Raw genomic sequence first — 17,980 nt, forward strand, 5'->3', positions numbered from 1 at the left:
TATGGAACAACGGCCCAATATCTTGATGATAACCGTGGATCAGCAGCGTTATGATTGTATTGGCTTCAGTAAGGCTTATCCGGTTAAGACCCCTAATCTCGACCAGTTTGCCTCAGAAGGTATCTGGTTTTCAAATGCCTATGCGCACTTGCCTGCCTGTGGACCTGCAAGGCAGTCATTTATGAATGGCAGACGTCCGGAAGCAATTGGATGCCTATGGAATTTTAATAATGGGTTAAAAATTCCCGCGTTGGAGCCATCGGAATATGCCTGGTCTAGGGAATTGATTAAACTAAATTATCAAACTGCTTATATAGGAAAATGGGGAGTACACCCTGTTAACGCTCCAACCCAGTATGGATATGAGCATTATGTTGATGAGAGAGAATATGAACTATTTCAGAAAGAGCGCTACCCTAATGTTCGATTTGTGAACACTTATTTCGGCGAATCTAACCCTATCCCTGTTGAAGATTCAAAGACCCATTGGACAGCGAAAAAAGCAACGGATATGATTGAAAAATTATCAAAGTCAGGAAAACCGTGGCATATTCGTGTGAATTTTTCAGAGCCGCATTTACCCTGTCGGCCATCAAAGCCGTTTTCGGAAATGTACTCTTTAGATGATATTCCGATGTGGAACAATTTTTATGATTCATTCGAGAACAAACCATATATTCAAAAACAACAATTATATAGTTGGGGAGTTGAAAATTATACTTGGGATAATTGGGCTCCCATTGTTGCAAGATACTATGGGATTATTAGTCAATTAGATGACGCTATTGGAAAAATACTGTCGACCTTAGATCAATTAGCTGCTTCAGAAAATACCATTGTCATTTATACAAGTGATCATGGGGATTTATGCGGGGCGCATCGAATGATGGACAAACATTATGTGCTATATGAAGAAGTAATTAAAGTCCCACTTATTATCAAGTGGAAAAAAGGAATACCAAAAAATCGTATTTGCGATGAGTTTGTCTACAATTTCCTGGATTTACCTCCAACCATCCTTGAGTGGCTGAAAGTGGATATCCCTAATTTTTTTCAAGGAAGGTCACTTGTTAAATTATTACATGGGAAGCGAGTTAAGGATTGGCGAAACCATTTGGTTTCAACCTATAACGGACAGCAATTTGGTCTATACACACAAAGAATGATCCGAAATCACCATTGGAAGTATATTTGGAATACAACCGATATTGATGAGTTATATGACCTAAAAGAAGATCCCTCGGAACTTAACAATCGAATCTATGATCAATCAAATTCTAATATAGTAAAACAATTGAGAGAAACACTTTACTGGCAGTTACACCATGACCAAGACGGATTAGTCGACAATCAATGGATGAAATTACAACTTTTAGGCGGTCGTAAACTGTAGAATTTTTTAAATACCTATAGTAACTTTGTCAAATTTATTATCTAATATATAATATTTTCAGAATATTCGACTGATTTTGAGTGAGAAAAATATTAGAATGGTATTGTTGTTAGAAAATGATTGATTAGGAGGGAAAATGTCTGAATGAAATTACGATGCAGTGAATTTATGGAGGTTAAAGAATTCCCTTTTTGTATAAGAAGATACATCCATGACCATTTTAATACTCCACCGGTTCATTCACATGAATTTATTGAACTAATCTATGTTGTTCAAGGTGAGGCCGAGCATATTTTTGAAGGACAATCATATAAAATTTATTCAAATGATGTATTTATAATTAATCCTGGTGAAGTTCATACTTTTAGTGTTGAGGAAGGAAAAACAATTGAAATCATTAATTGCTTATTTTTACCTAACCTAATTCAGGGGTCATGGTTAAAAGAATTGGGTGTATCGCAATCTATGGACTATTTTTATATTCATCCATTTTTAAATAAAAATGAGAGGTTTCATCATGGCCTAAATTTAAAAGGGAATTACTCCATCCGGTTTCTTGCACAGCTTGAAAAAATGATTCAAGAATTTGAAAAAGGCAGTAGTATATCTTCCGTCTTAATCCGTTTACAGTTAGTAGAGCTTTTAATACTATTGTCCCAAATTTATAACGAAAAAAGGACGATCCCCGGCATTGCTTACAATGTAGACCATGAAAGAAAGATCCTTATTCAGCGGATTTGCGGTTATCTAGAAAGACACTATGATCAGAAAATTTCTATTCCTGACCTTTGCCAGTTATTTAATATTAGTGCTCGACATCTTAACCGCTTATTTAAGCAAGAGACGAATGAAACGGTAGTTGAGATGATTCAAAGGATTAGGATCGAAAAAGCGAAGTATTTACTTCTAGCTTCAGATGAAAAAGTGATTAATATTGCGATGCGTGTCGGATATGATGACCCTGCCTTTTTTAGTAAGTTATTTCGCCGGGTTGTTGGGTGTTCGCCTGGAAAATATAAAGCTCAATCGGCAGATGAATCTTTTCAGCGGCGAGTTGTATTATAGTGTATCGGAACAAAGCCATTGCTAGAGACAACTGTTTTTTACTTACAACAATATAGATGTCCTAATAGACCAGTAAAATGTCCAAATAGACTATGATTTTTACTATAATAAACAGTAAAATGAGGGAAAGTAGACCATTTTAACTAGAGGAATTCCTTTATAAGGAGAGGTGAAAATTGAAAATCATATTTATTTCCTTAGATACACTTCGTGCAAATAGGCTAGGCTGTTATGGCTACCATCTTCCTACTAGCCCCTATATGGATGAAATTGCGAGAGATGGGGTATTATTTGAAAACGCTTACGCGTCCGATATTCCTACTGAGGTTGCCCACACTAGTATTTTCACTGGTAAGGTTGGTTTAACGACCGGGGTCGTTTCCCATGGTTCTCCTTCCTCCTTCCTACCAAAAGATTATGAATGGCTGCCCAATATGCTCAGAAAAGCTGGCTTTACAACTGGTGCAGTGGACAACTTATATCATTTAAAAGAATGGTTTGCAAGAGGGTATCAATATTATATCAACACAATCGGAAAAACTAGGTGGATCGATGGACATACCGTTAATCGTTTAGCAAAACCATGGATTAAAGAGCATAAAGATGAGAACTTTTTCTTATTCCTCCATTATTGGGATGCACACACACCATATTTACCACCAAAGAAATACATCCCACCCTTCTATGATTCATCAAAAGATCCTTACGACCCAACGAGTAGGAGTATGGAGCGAGCTTATAATCATCTCGCTTATCCTTTCTTTAAATTTCATCATTTTGATTTACTTGGGAACGTTACAGATACCAAATATGTAGATGCATTATATGATGCAGAGATTCGATACCTAGATGATATCCTCAAAGATTTAGATCACTATTTGTTTGAACTAGGTATTAAGGATGATACGATGTTAATCCTGTTTGGAGATCATGGTGAAAGCTTAACAGAGCATGATATCTATTGGGATCATTGCGGTTTGTATGAATCAACTGTTCATGTCCCTCTCATTATAAGGTGGCCCGGGCAAATTCATAACGGGGTGCGGGTAAAAGGTTTAGTTCAACATGCTGATTTAATGCCGACCATATTAGAAGCAATAGGGACAGATTTGCCCAATGACCTAGACGGCAAAAGCTTATGGGGATTAATAAATGGAACAGAGGAGCACCTTCACTCGGAAATCTACCTAAGTGAATGTGCTTGGCAGGCAAGTAGAGGAGTTCGTACAAATAAATATAAATTTATAAAAACATACGACTCAGGTCTATTTACCCGCCCGCCATACGAGCTCTATGATTTGTATAAGGATCCAAATGAGGAGATCAACTTAGCCGACAAGCTGCCTGAAATAACAGAGAAATATGAAATAATGTTAAATAACTGGATAAAATCCAAATTAAATAATCGTGCTGATCCTATGGAGGTTGTTCTAAGAGAAGAAGGCCTGCCATTCAAAAGACGGATTATTAAAATTTTATCTGAGTATGGATTAACCTGGGAAGAGTGGTTAGCCAATCCAAGACGCGAACGAATTGACTTTCCTGTTACTCATGGTAGTAATAAATTTGAGATACAGGGGGGGAACTTCAAGGTTAATTAACAGAAATTTCTGATTAAATTAGGATTCAGTTCAAACCTTTTAGAACCTTTCATGATCCTCAAAACAAAAGTCTATTTTACATACACCAAAGATCGGTTTAAGTAAGAAATCTATAAATTTGGTTTAGATAATTTTTTAAATAGATTAATAGGATGAAGGGGGAAAAGAAATGTTAAAAAGAAAAAAGATTTTGGCCGTATTATCAAGTGCTGCACTCGTTGCAGGAATTTTAGCTGGCTGCAGCAGTAAAACAGATGGAAACGGCGATTCAAGTTCAAAAGAAGTAACATTAAAACTTTCCATTGGAAATACAGCCGTCTTGGATGGAATTAAAGCCGTTTCTGCAGATATTGAAAAAAAATACCATATCAAAACCGAGATTGAAACTACCCCGACAGGTGGGGAAGGGGACAATCTTGTCAAAACACGTTTGGCTACTGGTGATATGAGTGATTTGCTTGTTTATAATTCAGGCTCTCTTTTGCAAGCGATTAATCCTGAGAAAAACTTTGTTGACTTGACCAATGAACCATTTATGGATAATGTTATGGATCTGTTTAAGAAAACGGTTACAGTCAATGGTAAAGTGTTCGGTGTTCCATCAGGGAATACCTCGGCTGGCGGCTGGTTGTATAACAAAAAGGTATATGCTGAACTAGGTCTTTCAGTTCCAAAAACCTGGGACGAATTAATGGCTAATAATGAGAAAATAAAAGCTGCGGGTAAAACGGCCGTTATTGGTACGTATAAAACAGACTGGACAACTCAGCTTATCTACCTTGCTGATAACTATAATGTCCTAGCGCAAGAACCGGATTTTGCTGAAAAATATACAGCTAACAAGGCTAAAATTGCCGATACCCCAGCTGCGTTTAGAAGTTTTGAAAAATTGGCGGAAGTGTACAAGAGGGGCTTTTTGAACAAAGATTTTAAAGCTACTACCTATGAGCAAGGGGTGAAAATGCTTGCGGAGGGTACTGGTGCACACTATCCTATGCTCTCATCAGCTCTCATTGCCATTGCAAAAAATTATCCTGATAAACTGAATGACATCGGCTTTTTCCCGCAGCCTAGTGATAATACAGAACAAAATGGAATTACAGTTTGGATGCCAGGAGCCGTGTATATTTACAAAGAAGGTAAAAATGTAGAGGCCGCAAAAAAATGGGTATCCTATTTTGTCTCCCCAGAGGGCGTGAAGACGTACCTTGAAAACATGAACCCAGAAGGTCCACTTGTTATTAAAGATGCAAAGATGCCAGACAATATTATGCCTGCTGTTAAGGATATGCTGCCGTTCTTTGAATCTGGAAAAACAAATCTTGCACTAGAATTTCTTAGCCCCATAAAAGGACCAAGCTTACCACAAATCACAACGGAAGTAGGCAGTGGAATTTCCTCGGCGAAAAAAGGTGCGGAACAATATGATAAAGATGTAGAAAAGCAAGCCAAACAGCTAGGTCTTAAAGGCTGGTAAATAAAAAGTGAGGAAAATTGGCTCTGTTATATTTTTGCAGGGCCAATCTTTCTAATAATATGGGAGGAGATAGAGAAATGAATAGGAGCTTAAGTCAAACTTATACCTACTTATTTTTAGTGCCTGCAGGTATTATCTATTTTGTCTTTTTCTTGCTGCCAACGATTATGTCATTATTTTTCAGTATGACATGGTGGTCATTAACAGATTGGAAATTTATAGGTTTAGAAAACTTTAAAACTTTTTTCACAGAATCTTCCTTAAATATAGGATTTAAAAACACGATTATTTACGCAGTGGTAACTTGTAGCTTGAAGGTTGTTATTGGGCTATTGCTTGGGGTATTTTTATGTACTAAAATCCGGACTGTAGGTTTCATTCGATCGATGGTGTTTTTTCCGACGCTTTTAAGTACTATTGCTGTAGGGATGGCCTTTACCGTGTTAATGCATCCTTCTCAAGGTTTCATTAACTTGGCACTAAAAACTATTGGAATTGCTGGGCCAGATTGGTTAGGTGACACGAATATTGCTCTTTTATCGGTGGCGCTTGTCGATGTTTGGAAGGGAGTAGGAATAGCAACGGTCATATTTATTGCCGGTATAATGTCTATTCCGGAAGAATATTATGAGGCTTTAATGATTGATGGTGGGAATGGTTTTCATAAATTTTGGAACATTATTTTACCGTTAAGCCGGCCGGCTATGAATTCAGTCATTATTTTAGCTTTTATTGGCGGATTGCGTTCATTTGATTTGATTTGGGCAATGACAAAAGGTGGTCCAGGTTTCAGCACGGATTTGATAGCTTCTATTATATATAAGCAATACCAAGGCGGCTTTTATGGTTTATCCACAGCCGGAAATGTTATTTTATTTGTAGTTGTTTCTGCTTTAGCGTTCCCTCTATATGCCTTCTTAAATAAAAAAGAGGTGGATTTATAAATGAGTAAAATAGCCGAACAAACTGCTGCGTCACCAGTTGCCTTTATTGAAAATAGAAAGTTTAGTAGTAAAAGCATAAAAAAAATTATTACTGAAACTATTGCAGTCCTTCTAACACTAATCATTTTTGGAATACCTTTCTACTTCGTTATGATCAATGCAGTAAAAAATACACAGGAATCCTCCCTGTTAAATATGAGTTGGCCTTCTTCTTTCCACTTAGTAGAAAATATGAAAGAGGTCCTGGCAGCTCAGAATAACATGATGCAGCACGCATTTGTAAACAGTATTTTGATCACTGGATTTTCCATCGTAATTTTGATTTTGGCAGGTTCGATGGCGGGATATGTATTACATCGGAAAGTAACAAAGTTAACACCATTCTTCGATTTTTTAATCTTAACAGGATTAATCATTCCTCCAGCCATTGTACCCACGATTTGGGTGTTGAATGGAATTGGATTGTTTAAAACAATGCCAGGGATTGTCTTGGTCGAAGTTGCTCTACACCTTCCGTTTACTATTTTACTTTATAAAGGCTTTATGGCAACCATTCCAAAACAGCTTGATGAAGCAGCATTAATCGATGGATGTGGGAAGTTTAAGTTGTTTTTTAAGATTATCTTTCCACTATTAAAGCCTGTATCAGCAACTGTCATCGTGTTGACCGCCGTTGGAATATACAATGATTTTGTTAATCCGCTTTATTTTTACCCAGGTTCTGAAAATGCAACTTTACAGCTTACACTTTATAATTTTTCTAGTATGTTTAACACTCAGTGGAACTTATTATTTACCAATATATTGTTGATTTCGATTCCACCATTAATCTTGTTTATCATTTTCAACAAAAAGATTGTAGCAGGTATGACAGCCGGTTCAATAAAGTAACATATCAATTGTTTTAGAAGCTTTTTATCCGTAACCATATTAATAGAAATGAAAAGAAATAAGAAAACAGATATTATCCGTTTTCTTATTTCTTTATTCTATTTGAAATTATAAGTTTTTTTATGTTTATTAAAAAGTAATATTGAATTAGCCCTCTTTGGATAATAGTGGAAATATGCCGCCCTTGAGCGGTGCATCTTTATCTAATCCCAAGTCAGAAGTTATGGGATGGGGTTTATTGTTATAGGTCGTACCATCGGGCATAAAAATCATAACAAATGCTCTACGTGGTTTATTTGTATTATTTGCAAAAGCATAGTGGAATGTTAAACCATTATGAAAAGTACAGCTTCCAGCCTTCATTTTAACAATAACAGGTTTTTTATTCTCTAAACCAGTGTCTTTTGCATATTCGAGAAGATCCTCGGGGTCGGCTAAATTAATTGGTTTAAGCTGTCCAGCTTTTTGAGATTTAGGCAGGAACATCATACAACCATTGTGTTCGTCCACATCATAGTGCAATCCAAATAGAGATTGTTTTTTCTGCCACATCTTTATTCATTGGCCAATAAGGGAAATCCTGATGCCATGGAGTTGGTTTCGAATCTCCTGGCATTTTTAATAATGCTTGATCATGAAATAATCTTATCCCATTTGACCCAGTTAATTGGAGGGCTAAATTTGAGAATCGTGGGTTGAAAACAAATTTTGCCATTCCTCCATGGTCTCGCCACGTATTGACTCGTTGGTTAAGTACCCGATAGTAAGCTCCTCCTTTCGTATCGGTTTGAATAGATAAACCATTGCTAGCGGCCATTACTTCTTCTAAATGAGTTCTAAGTTCAAGAAGCTCTTCTTGGGTTATGACATCGTCAACTTGTACAAAGCCATTCTCACGATAAAACTCAATTTTTTCTTTTGTAAGAAGATTTTCTTCCATTCACAATCCCTCCTAAAATTAAGTTCCTACGAGTAAGTTTAATGGATTAATGGGATGATCGTCTTGGAAAATCTGCCATAATAATTGGCTGATATACTATAAAAAAGAAAAGGGAAGGAGTTTTAAATGAAACGTTTAAAGGCCGAGTATTTTTTTGAAAATGAAAAATTTCATTTTTTTATATCAACTTATACAATAAAGCGTAATGAGAATATTGAACCTCATACCCATGAATTCTTTGAGTTAGTCTATGTTTTTGAGGGAGAGGGTGAACATTGGTATGAGGGATTTGTGTATCCCATAAAAGAGGGCGATGCATTTATTATTGAACCTGGAAAAATACACGGATTTCAAGTGGGAAAAGATACTAATCTAAAAGTGTTTAATGTACTATTCCAACTGGAATTATTGAAAAAGGAATTGCAATCACTAGTGGGTGAGGATTCCTTCTTATCTATTTTTTACGTTGAACCATTTCTAAGGGAATTTGCTCAGTTTAATAATCACTTAGTATTGGAACCATCCGAGCAAACTGAAATGAAATTGCAGCTTCAAAGTATCGCTCATGAATATAACAACAAGGAATTTGGTTACCAATTATTAGTCAAAACCCGTATGATAGAATTATTTATCTTTTTAAGCCGTTGGAATCAAAAGCGTTTAAATCCTCTTTTTTTTCGCCAAAATGACCACACAAAGGCTGTAAACCTGATTTGTAAATTTATTAATACTCACTACAATGTACCTTTATCCCTTGAGCAAGTATGCAAATTGTCCGGTATGAGTAAATCGAATTTTACTGCAAAATTTAAACAGATCGTCGGTAAAACATTTGTTGAATACCGAAATGATATCCGTATAAAAGCAGCCATGGAGTTTTTACTTCATTCAAACGACACAATTCTCTCCATTGCTAATAAAGTTGGGTTTGATGATGTGAGTTATTTCAATCGTACATTTAAGGAATTTACAAAGATGTCACCATCATTGTACCGAAAAAAAATAAGATAATGCTCCGTTAGAAAACAAAAATAAAAGGCGACATCCGTTCAAATTGAACAAGAGTTGCCTTTTAGCGTTATTTTGTTGTCTGAAAATGGGGGGTAAAACCAGGGAAGCTTTCTTTTAATTTAGAATTGTAAACTGTCCGTAAGTATTTTTTGCATTTTATCACTAAAAACTATAATATCAACAATTCCAATTTGAGTTTCTTTTGTTGGAGTAAATTGGTAGATTGATTATTGTTCTAGTACATGTTACTATAAGGTCACATGAAACATGTGACTATATGTTCACATAAGATTCAGGTATATCTATAGAAGGGATATTTTGTATGGAAGACGAACTTTCCACACTTTTTAAAGCATTAGGACATCCCATTCGCAGGCGAATTCTTGATATTCTGAAGGATTCGCCTAAAACAACAGGCGAGCTTGACGATTATTTTCCGGAAGTTACAAGGTATGCAATCATGAAGCATTTATCATTACTTGAGGAAGGGAACTTAGTCATAGTGAGGCGTGAAGGAAAATACCGACGCAATTTTCTCAACGCAGTTCCACTCCAAAAGATGCATAACCGATGGATCGGAAAATATATGGAATCAGCTGCCAATTCACTGCTAAATTTGCAAGCAGTCGTTGAAAACAAAGGAGGAGATTTTAGAATGAAAGCAACAGAACAAAACACAAGCCGAGTTTTTAAAATTGAACAAGAGGTATTAATTAATGCTCCGCGTGAACAAGTATTCAAAGCATTAACAGAACAGGCTGGTGATTGGTGGGAGTTCCGTTTAGCACCAAAAGGGGAATCGTCGCAATTCACATTTAGCCCAGTACCAGGGGGACAATTCATCGAAAAATGGGGTGAAAATCAGGGAGCTGTATGGGGCAATGTTTACTATGTGAACGTACCAGAAGAAATCCGCCTCCATGGTCATTTAGGAATGCAAGGAGCCGTAAACAGTTCCTATACTTATCGTCTTATTGAGAAGGAAGGATCGACATTGCTGCAACTTTCCCATCATGCATCTGGCATCATTCGCGAAAACTGGGAACAAGAACACTCAGAAGGGTGGAAATATCTTTTAGGCACCTTGTTGAAAAATTATGTAGAACAAAATCAATAAAAAACATCTTAGTTGGTATTGGGAAGTGAATGAAGTTATGGTAGATGTATTAACAGAAATAAATATCCGCTCTCCTCTTAAACAAGTTACGGAGTATGCAGCTAATCCTGACAATGCCCCAAAATGGTATGAAAACATCAAATCAGTAGAATGGCAATCACCAAAACCGTTAGCAATCGGTTCGCAAATTGCTTTCAAAGCCCATTTTTTAGGAAAAGAGCTAGCCTATATTTACGAAGTTGTTGAATTTGTTCCAAACCATAAGCTCGTGATGAGAACAGCTGACGGACCGTTTCCGATGGAGACCACCTACATTTGGGAATCGATTGATAACAATGGAACTAGAATGACACTGAGAAACAGTGGGAATCCAACTGGATTTTCAAAACTGTTTACTCCATTCATAGGCTCGATGATGAAAAAGGCTAACAAAAAAGACTTAGAAAAAATTAAATATATCCTTGAAAAAAATATGTAGGGAAAAGGGAGGAACAACGTTTGAAAGCTAATGTCCCAGGTTTAGGTAGGTAAACATGAAGGGTTTGAGGAAGTATTCAGTATTTTTATAGAAGTAGATAAACCGATTGTAGTGGGGCAAGATGACGTGGTTGGCAGGCGGCAGCTCATACCTATTTTATCGGGTGAAGTAATTGGAAACGGCTTTAAAGGAAAAGTAATGCCTGGAGGAATTGATAGTCAAATTATTCGTCCGGATGGAAAATGTGAACTTTCCGCAAGATATGCCATTCAATTAGAGGACGGTGCTTCCATTTATATTGAAAATAATGGAATACGTACTGTTCCGGCAGAATATGCATAGGCGGTAAAAGCAGGCAATTTCATAGACCCTGAATGATATTACTTTCGAACAGTCCCCATTTTTGAAGTATATGATGAAAGATATAAATGGTTGATTAATCACCCTTTTATATGTTACGCCACTAGATTACCAGATAAAGTTTTATTAAAGTTCTATAAGGTTTTATAAAGTTTTTATTCTCAAAAAAAGAACTGTCCTAAAAAGGAACAGTACCAGTCTCTTAACCCATCATAAAATCAGAAGCATTTAAACCTGCAACCAATGATTCTCTTGCAAGTTCTAACTCAAGTCTAATGAATAGAAGCTGTCCATTAAGTTTATCATTCTTACTACTTAACAATATCGCTTGGTTAATATTATTAATCGATTCGTTATTCTTATTTAAGGCCAGTGAAATTCGATTATCAGAAAGATTAATCAGTAATTCATTATCTTGGATTTCAGGAGCTACAGGTATATTTGGAAAAAGGGGGTCACTTGGGAGATAAGTATCAAAGGGTAGAGATTTAATGGCCAGATAAGACTCTGTAAGACTATCGATCGCATCTTGGTAGAATTGTTCTTTAATCGGATTCGGAGGAAAAGGAAAAGCAGTCAGTTCCCGAAAAAAGATTAACGCACTTTCTGTATATCGAATGGCTTGTACTGTATAAGCCAAGGCAAATCTGACATTTGTCAACATGTTAGAAGACATATTCTTCACTCCTAATTGATGAATTCTATTTAGTGTATGTAATTAAGGCGAGCCCGTAATGGACAAGTAGGTAATTTATAGATCTGTAGTTTCAGTACTCTGTATATATGTTCAACCTCTTTCGCAAATTTAAAGAAAGAGGTTATTTTTTATGTATAAAGCATAATAATCCATGAAAGATGATGGGGAAATCCATTGTGATTGTATGTAAGTTAGGATATCCTAAGCATATCCTTTTTGAAGGAGCGGTGACGATGAGAAATGCTTCCATCTTTAGAGAACATTTTTTATTACATAAGTGGAATTATTTACTTGGATCCATCCTTTTATCAATTTCACTCATACTACAGTTATGGGTTCCCATGTTACTAAAGGAGTTTACAGATGGACTGCAAAATGAATCCATTAAAGTTTCGGAACTGTGGGAATTAGCCTTATGGTTTACAATTCTAGGAATCGGCACTTTTTTGTTTCGGTCAAGTGGACGAATCTATATATTCCGAATGTCAAGAATCTTGGAGCGGGACCTGCGGACTCAATTGTTTTCCCATTGGGAGAAAATGCAAGCTGAATACTACCAGAACCAGCGAATTGGGAATTTGATGGCTCATGCCGTAAACGATGTAAATATCCTAAGGCAAGTTGGGATGCAAGGGTTTTTTCAGATGGTAGAAGCGGCTGTATTAATTACGATTGCTTTAATTATGATGGCTGGAACAATTAATCTTTATTTAACTCTTCTTGTCTTATTACCTTTACCTGGATTAACGTATATTGCCTATCGGTTTCGGACTAAGATTCAAATACATTCCCTAAAAGTACAAGAAGCGATAGGCACATTAACAAGCCGTGTCCAAGAATTTTGTTCCGGAATCAGTGTAATTAAAACATATGTTCAAGAAGAAGAAGAAACATTGAAGTTTGCAAAAGAAAATAAATCAAACGTTGAGGTAAATAAGCACTTAATTCGCGCGAACTCCCTCTTTACCTCACTAAGTCAAGGGATTATTGGACTTAGTTATTTACTATCTATCGTAGTGGGGTCCATTCTGGTCATGAAAAGCACCATCACACTTGGGGATTTTGTCGCTTTTAATACGTATTTATCCATGTTGATAGGCCCAATTGAAAACATTGGTAAGGTCATTAATCTCCTCCAACAAGGAAAAGCCGCGGATTACCGAATTCGTCAAGTATTATCCACTGAAACTGAAATTAAAGATGAAGAACAGGTGCTCCCTTTAACTTTTATAAAAGGGAATATAAAAATAAAAAATTTATCTTTTAAGTATCAACTAAACACGGAGTATGCTTTGCGCAATATCAACGTTTCAATCCCTAAAGGAACCAGTTTAGCCATTGTTGGGAAAGTAGGCAGTGGAAAATCAACCTTAGTCAACTTACTTCTACGTTTATACAATCCTCCTAAAAACACAATCTATATCGATCAACATGATATTCGCGATGTCCCATTAAAAACACTTCGTTCTTCCATTGCATATGTCCCGCAAGACAATTTTTTATTTTCCGAGACCATAAAAGATAATATTGCTTTTGACCCAAAATCTTATCATGATGAGCAAATTTTTCATGCAGCAAGGCAAGCTCACATTTATAACGACATAATGGATTGTCCAGAACAGTTTAGTACAGAATTAGGTGAAAGAGGACTGTCATTATCCGGCGGCCAACGGCAGCGTGTTAGTATTGCAAGAGCATTAATTAAACCATCACCTATAATGATTTTTGATCACAGTCTGTCAGCTGTAGATTCTAAAACAGAAGCTAATATTTTAAGGACTCTTCGGACCGAAATGAAGGGTCGAACTTCCATCATTATTAGCCACCGAATTTCTACCATTCAAGATGCTGACCAAATTATTGTTATGGATAATGGTGAAATTGTGGAAAGGGGGACACACCTGACACTTTTAAGAGAAAATGGAATCTATAAAAAAATGTATGACCAGCAGACAACAGAACTGACACTTGTTCAGTCCAAGTTCCCTTCCATTCATGAGAGAAAAATTCTTATTAAGAGAAGGAGGGGCTAATGATTCGAAATAAAAAAGATAGAAACCATATAAAAATGGCTGACCGTCAACTTGCAAAGGGAATGCTATCGTTCGCCAAACCATATTGGAAACTGATTTTATTTTCGATTCTGTTAACTGGCTGTATTGTTATAGCCAGCTTAGCGCAGCCCTTTATACTGAAAATCGCGATTGACTCCCACATAAATGGATTATATGACCCGATGATTTCTACGCAGCAGTCAAAAGCCCACATAGTGAAAGAACTATTGAAAAAAGATGACATCTCATATAAGGAAATAGCTATCTTGGACCATAACGTTTATTTTCGATTGAATCCCTCTGATTCACCAGTTCAACCGATTTCAGGAACTCAGAAAGTAGCTATCGTACCAATAAAAAATTCCTATTATCTTGTTCATGGTTGGAATAAAGGATTCAATCAGATTAAGGATTATCAAGTCAATTCAAGAAACAATGAAATTAAGATCAGCGGTCATTCATATCCAATTACGCTCTTACATTCTAAAGAGGTAAATGTATTTAGAACAAATGATTATCAAGGCTTAATCTATTTAGGAATCCTGTATTTATTATTGATTATTGGTTCTTCTTTATGTACCTATTTTCAGAATAACTCCCTTCAATTTACTGGGCAATATGTCATTTACGATTTTCGAAAAGCATTGTTCCGGCATTTTTCCCGATTGGAGATGTCATTTTATAGACAAAATCCGATTGGAAGGTTAGTAACAAGGGTTACCCATGATGTCGAATCCCTTAACCAGCTCTACTCACAAGTCATTGTTAATTTAGTAAAAGAGGTACTTATTCTAGTTGGAATTCTTATCCTGATGCTTTATATGAGTGTTAAACTAACACTTATCTGCTTCTTAGTCATCCCTGTAATTGGAATCGTGACTTTTTATTTTAAAAAGGTGTTACGTACAACCCAAAGGAATCTGCGTACAATTCTTTCAAGGCTCCTCTCCTTTCTTGCCGAGAACCTCTCGGGTATGAGTGTGATTCAGCTTTTTGCACGTGAAGAAAAACAATTGGAGATGTTTAATGAATTAAATGAGATGCATTATCGGGCCGGAATGCGTCAAACCATTATTAATTCAATCTTTAACCCCTCGATCGGACTTTTCGGGAATATTTCACTGTCGCTATTAGTTTGGTATGGGGGAAGAAGTGTTTTAGATGGAGGTATTACTTTTGGGACCGTATATGCGTTTACACATTATGTAAGGCAGTTTTTTGAACCGCTAAGAGGACTTGCAGACAGATTTAACCAAATACAAGCGGCGCTGGCATCAGCTGAACGAATATTTGAAACGCTGGAAACCAAACCGACTATTCTAAATCCCGTTCATACTAAGAAACTTCCTGAGAAGGTCCAAGGAAACATCGTTTTTCAAAACGTTTGGTTTGCTTACGAAAACAAAGATTGGGTATTAAAGGATATCCATTTCACTATAAAAAAAGGAGAAACAGTGGGAATTGTTGGAGCCACAGGTGCAGGCAAGAGCTCGATTATTCAACTGGTTAACCGGTTTTATGATAATCAAAAGGGGATCATCACCCTTGATGGCATCAATATAAAGGATGTTCATTTAAATGATCTTAGAAAACATATTGGCATTATTCAACAGGATCCATTTGTTTTTTCAGGCAGTATATATGAAAATATCCGCTTAAATCATCGGCATGTAAGTAATGAAGACATTATAAAGGCAGCCAAATCTGTAAACATTGATTCATTTTTTAGAATGCTTCCTCAAGGATATGAAACCATACTTGGAGAGGAAGGGACCGTCTTGTCGGCCGGTCAAAAACAGCTGCTCGCATTTTTAAGAGCCATGATTGCTGATAATGATGTACTAATACTTGATGAAGCTACAGCCAATATTGATACAGAAACAGAAATAGCCGTTCAAGATACTTTAAAAGAGATGTCCAAGAACCGAACAACGATTATTATTGCTCATCGCCTCTCAACCATTCAACATGCAGATAAAATAATAGTCTTAGATAAAGGAAGAATCATAGAAATGGGGAACCATCAACAGCTGTTAAGAAATCAATCAGTTTACTATCAATTATGTGTTAATCAGAACAAAGGAACACGGGTTAAGGAAAAAGTATAATAAACGCGAAAAAGGATGGTACCTCTTCTGAGTATGCCATCCTTTTTTAACTTTTTAATGGAGAAGGGAATAATTTTTGCTCATCACTGAACTGAGTAGGGGAGACTCCTACTATCTTTTTGAAAATTCGACTGAAATAGAGTTCATCCTCATATCCGACATTTTGACTAACTTCTTTGATTCGGATATCTGAATGGGCGAGAAGCTCCTTTGCGCGGTCAATCCGAAGATGGGTTAAATATTCAATAGGGCTGTATCCGATATTTTTTTTAAAGAGTCTTGAATAATGACTTTTACTTAAGCCCGCCATCTTTGCCAAGTCTGTTAAGGTTATAATCTGATTATAATGATTACTTATGAAATCAATGGTTTTTTCAATTCCTTGACCTGTATCCCCTGTAATGGTTTGAGAGTGAAAGTCTTGTATAAAAGTTAGGAGCAGTTCTTGAAAAAGAATCTTTTGTTTAAAAGCGATTGTTGCACCTCTTCGTTTCGTTAAATGATTAATTTCTTCTAATAGAAGGACAACACCTGCACTGTTTTTTATGGTATACACTCCATGTAATGGAAAGGGCAAATCCTGCGGAAGTTTAAAATGCCATTGTTCCTGCTTCTCAAATACCCCGGCATGCGTAAAACGTATAAAGTAAAATTCAAGAGGGTCTATTGAGGAAGTTTTTTTATCGCAGATCATCCCCGGTGCAAAGAAGACCAGTTTTCCTGGGGATAGTGTATTCTTTTTACCGTTTATCACAATTTCACCCGTTCCTTTTGTAACAAACCAAAGAGAATGATAAAGAGTTTTTTTTCCTTTTTTAGCCCAATTTGATGGACAAGTTTTATAACCTGCTAATAATAAGGAATACGTCAACTCATTAAGTTTTGATGCCAAACAGCCTAGTTTCATAAAGATTGAATCTCATCCTTTATTAATAGATTCCTATTTTAAGTTATTTATATGCGAAAATTGTAAAAATATACTTGTCTACACATAGGAATATTCTACTTTTAGGATGAAAAAAGGCTGTTAGACTTATAAAGAGGGAAGGAAGCCTTTTACATAAGTATTTAACATTTTGGCTCTTCCAATTTATAGCCAACCCCTCGAAAAGTTTTTATGTAAACTGGTTTCTTGGTTTCTTCTTTTATTTTTTCTCTTAAACGGGATATATGGACATCCACAATTCTGGTATCGCTAGAAAAGTCATTTTTCCACACAGCGTTGAGCAGTTCATCACGACTTTGAACTCGTCCCTTATTTTTTGCCAGATAAACGAGCAATTCAAATTCCTTTAAAGTTAATTCTATGAGGTTTCCTTTGAAATAAGCTTCAAATTTCATGGGATAGATTATTAATTCACCAATTACAAATTCTTTTTCATCTATTTTTATGTCAGCCGCTTCAGTCTGAACCTGGGTTCTTCTTAGAATTGCTTTAATTCTCGCAATGACCTCTCTCGTACTAAAAGGTTTAACCATATAATCGTCCGCACCTAACTCTAGTCCTAATATTTTATCAAGTGCGTCATCTTTAGCTGTGAGTATTAAAATAGGAGTCATGATCTTTTGTTGTCGAAGTTGCTTACACACTTCCATTCCATCTAACTTTGGCAGCATTAAATCTAATAGAATAAAATCTGGAGACTCCGTTTCAGCAAGCCTTTTACCCTCTTCACCATCCATGGCTATTAACACCTCAAAACCAGCCTGGCTTAAATTATATTGAAGTAAAGTAACTATTGATGGTTCATCATCAATCACTAGTATTTTATTTTTCATGATATCCCCCATGGTTCAAGTAATATAGTAATAAATTTCGTAGTTAAAATGTGAGTTCTAAATAA

General features: G+C 36.1%; 14 protein-coding genes and 2 pseudogenes. 12 read left to right on the forward strand and 4 right to left on the reverse strand.

The window, feature by feature from the left end; translation table 11 throughout:
- The first annotated feature begins 1 nt into the window (after position 1).
- From M3226_RS03505 to M3226_RS03530, 6 genes are all read left to right on the forward strand, one after another.
- Positions 2-1,393: a sulfatase-like hydrolase/transferase gene (locus tag M3226_RS03505; protein ID WP_251562637.1), complete on the forward strand. Its 1,392-nt coding sequence runs from the start codon at positions 2-4 to the stop codon at positions 1,391-1,393.
- 144 nt (positions 1,394-1,537) lie between these two features.
- Positions 1,538-2,458: an AraC family transcriptional regulator gene (locus tag M3226_RS03510; protein ID WP_251562639.1), complete on the forward strand. Its 921-nt coding sequence runs from the start codon at positions 1,538-1,540 to the stop codon at positions 2,456-2,458.
- A gap of 176 nt (positions 2,459-2,634) precedes the next feature.
- On the forward strand, positions 2,635-4,059 hold the full coding sequence (locus M3226_RS03515) for a sulfatase (protein ID WP_251562642.1): 1,425 nt from the start codon (positions 2,635-2,637) through the stop codon (positions 4,057-4,059).
- 169 nt (positions 4,060-4,228) lie between these two features.
- Positions 4,229-5,536, forward strand: a complete 1,308-nt coding sequence (locus M3226_RS03520) for an ABC transporter substrate-binding protein (protein ID WP_251562643.1) — start codon at positions 4,229-4,231, stop codon at positions 5,534-5,536.
- A gap of 77 nt (positions 5,537-5,613) precedes the next feature.
- Positions 5,614-6,480, forward strand: a complete 867-nt coding sequence (locus M3226_RS03525; RefSeq protein ID WP_251562645.1) for a carbohydrate ABC transporter permease — start codon at positions 5,614-5,616, stop codon at positions 6,478-6,480.
- Positions 6,481-7,371, forward strand: a complete 891-nt coding sequence (locus tag M3226_RS03530; RefSeq protein WP_251562647.1) for a carbohydrate ABC transporter permease — start codon at positions 6,481-6,483, stop codon at positions 7,369-7,371.
- 147 nt (positions 7,372-7,518) lie between these two features.
- Here the strand turns inward: M3226_RS03530 and M3226_RS03535 are convergent.
- Positions 7,519-8,311, reverse strand: a pseudogene (locus tag M3226_RS03535) (phytanoyl-CoA dioxygenase family protein).
- Positions 8,312-8,437: 126 nt separating this feature from the next.
- Between M3226_RS03535 and M3226_RS03540 the strand changes: the two are divergent.
- The 4 genes and pseudogenes from M3226_RS03540 to M3226_RS03555 all read left to right on the forward strand — a co-directional run.
- A complete protein-coding gene (locus M3226_RS03540; protein ID WP_251562649.1) occupies positions 8,438-9,322 on the forward strand; it encodes an AraC family transcriptional regulator in 885 nt (294 codons plus the stop codon).
- A 322-nt stretch (positions 9,323-9,644) separates the two neighbouring features.
- The gene (locus M3226_RS03545) at positions 9,645-10,439 is read left to right on the forward strand and encodes an SRPBCC domain-containing protein (protein WP_251562651.1); all 795 of its coding nucleotides are present in this window, start codon (positions 9,645-9,647) and stop codon (positions 10,437-10,439) included.
- Between the two features lie 25 nt (positions 10,440-10,464).
- On the forward strand, positions 10,465-10,917 hold the full coding sequence (locus M3226_RS03550; protein WP_251562653.1) for an SRPBCC family protein: 453 nt from the start codon (positions 10,465-10,467) through the stop codon (positions 10,915-10,917).
- 78 nt (positions 10,918-10,995) lie between these two features.
- Positions 10,996-11,427, forward strand: a pseudogene (locus tag M3226_RS03555) (DUF3237 domain-containing protein); the annotation flags it as partial.
- A gap of 52 nt (positions 11,428-11,479) precedes the next feature.
- Here M3226_RS03555 and M3226_RS03560 read toward each other — a convergent pair.
- Positions 11,480-11,953, reverse strand: coding sequence for a hypothetical protein (locus M3226_RS03560; RefSeq protein ID WP_251562655.1), 474 nt, complete (start codon positions 11,951-11,953; stop codon positions 11,480-11,482).
- Between the two features lie 197 nt (positions 11,954-12,150).
- Between M3226_RS03560 and M3226_RS03565 the strand changes: the two genes are divergently transcribed.
- Positions 12,151-14,007, forward strand: coding sequence for an ABC transporter ATP-binding protein (locus M3226_RS03565; RefSeq protein ID WP_251562657.1), 1,857 nt, complete (start codon positions 12,151-12,153; stop codon positions 14,005-14,007).
- Positions 14,007-16,136 carry an ABC transporter ATP-binding protein gene (locus tag M3226_RS03570; RefSeq protein ID WP_251562659.1) on the forward strand — a complete coding sequence of 710 codons (2,130 nt, stop codon included), beginning with the start codon at positions 14,007-14,009 and terminating at the stop codon, positions 16,134-16,136. The genes M3226_RS03565 and M3226_RS03570 overlap by 1 nt, the downstream gene beginning before the upstream one ends.
- Positions 16,137-16,182: 46 nt before the next feature.
- Here the strand turns inward: M3226_RS03570 and M3226_RS03575 are convergent, their stop codons facing one another.
- Both M3226_RS03575 and M3226_RS03580 read right to left on the reverse strand, forming a co-directional pair.
- A complete protein-coding gene (locus M3226_RS03575) occupies positions 16,183-17,043 on the reverse strand; it encodes an AraC family transcriptional regulator (RefSeq protein WP_251562661.1) in 861 nt (286 codons plus the stop codon).
- A 161-nt stretch (positions 17,044-17,204) separates the two neighbouring features.
- Positions 17,205-17,915 carry a response regulator transcription factor gene (locus M3226_RS03580; protein ID WP_251562664.1) on the reverse strand — a complete coding sequence of 237 codons (711 nt, stop codon included), beginning with the start codon at positions 17,913-17,915 and terminating at the stop codon, positions 17,205-17,207.
- Positions 17,916-17,980 lie beyond the last annotated feature (65 nt).

The organism is Neobacillus cucumis (assembly GCF_023715505.1).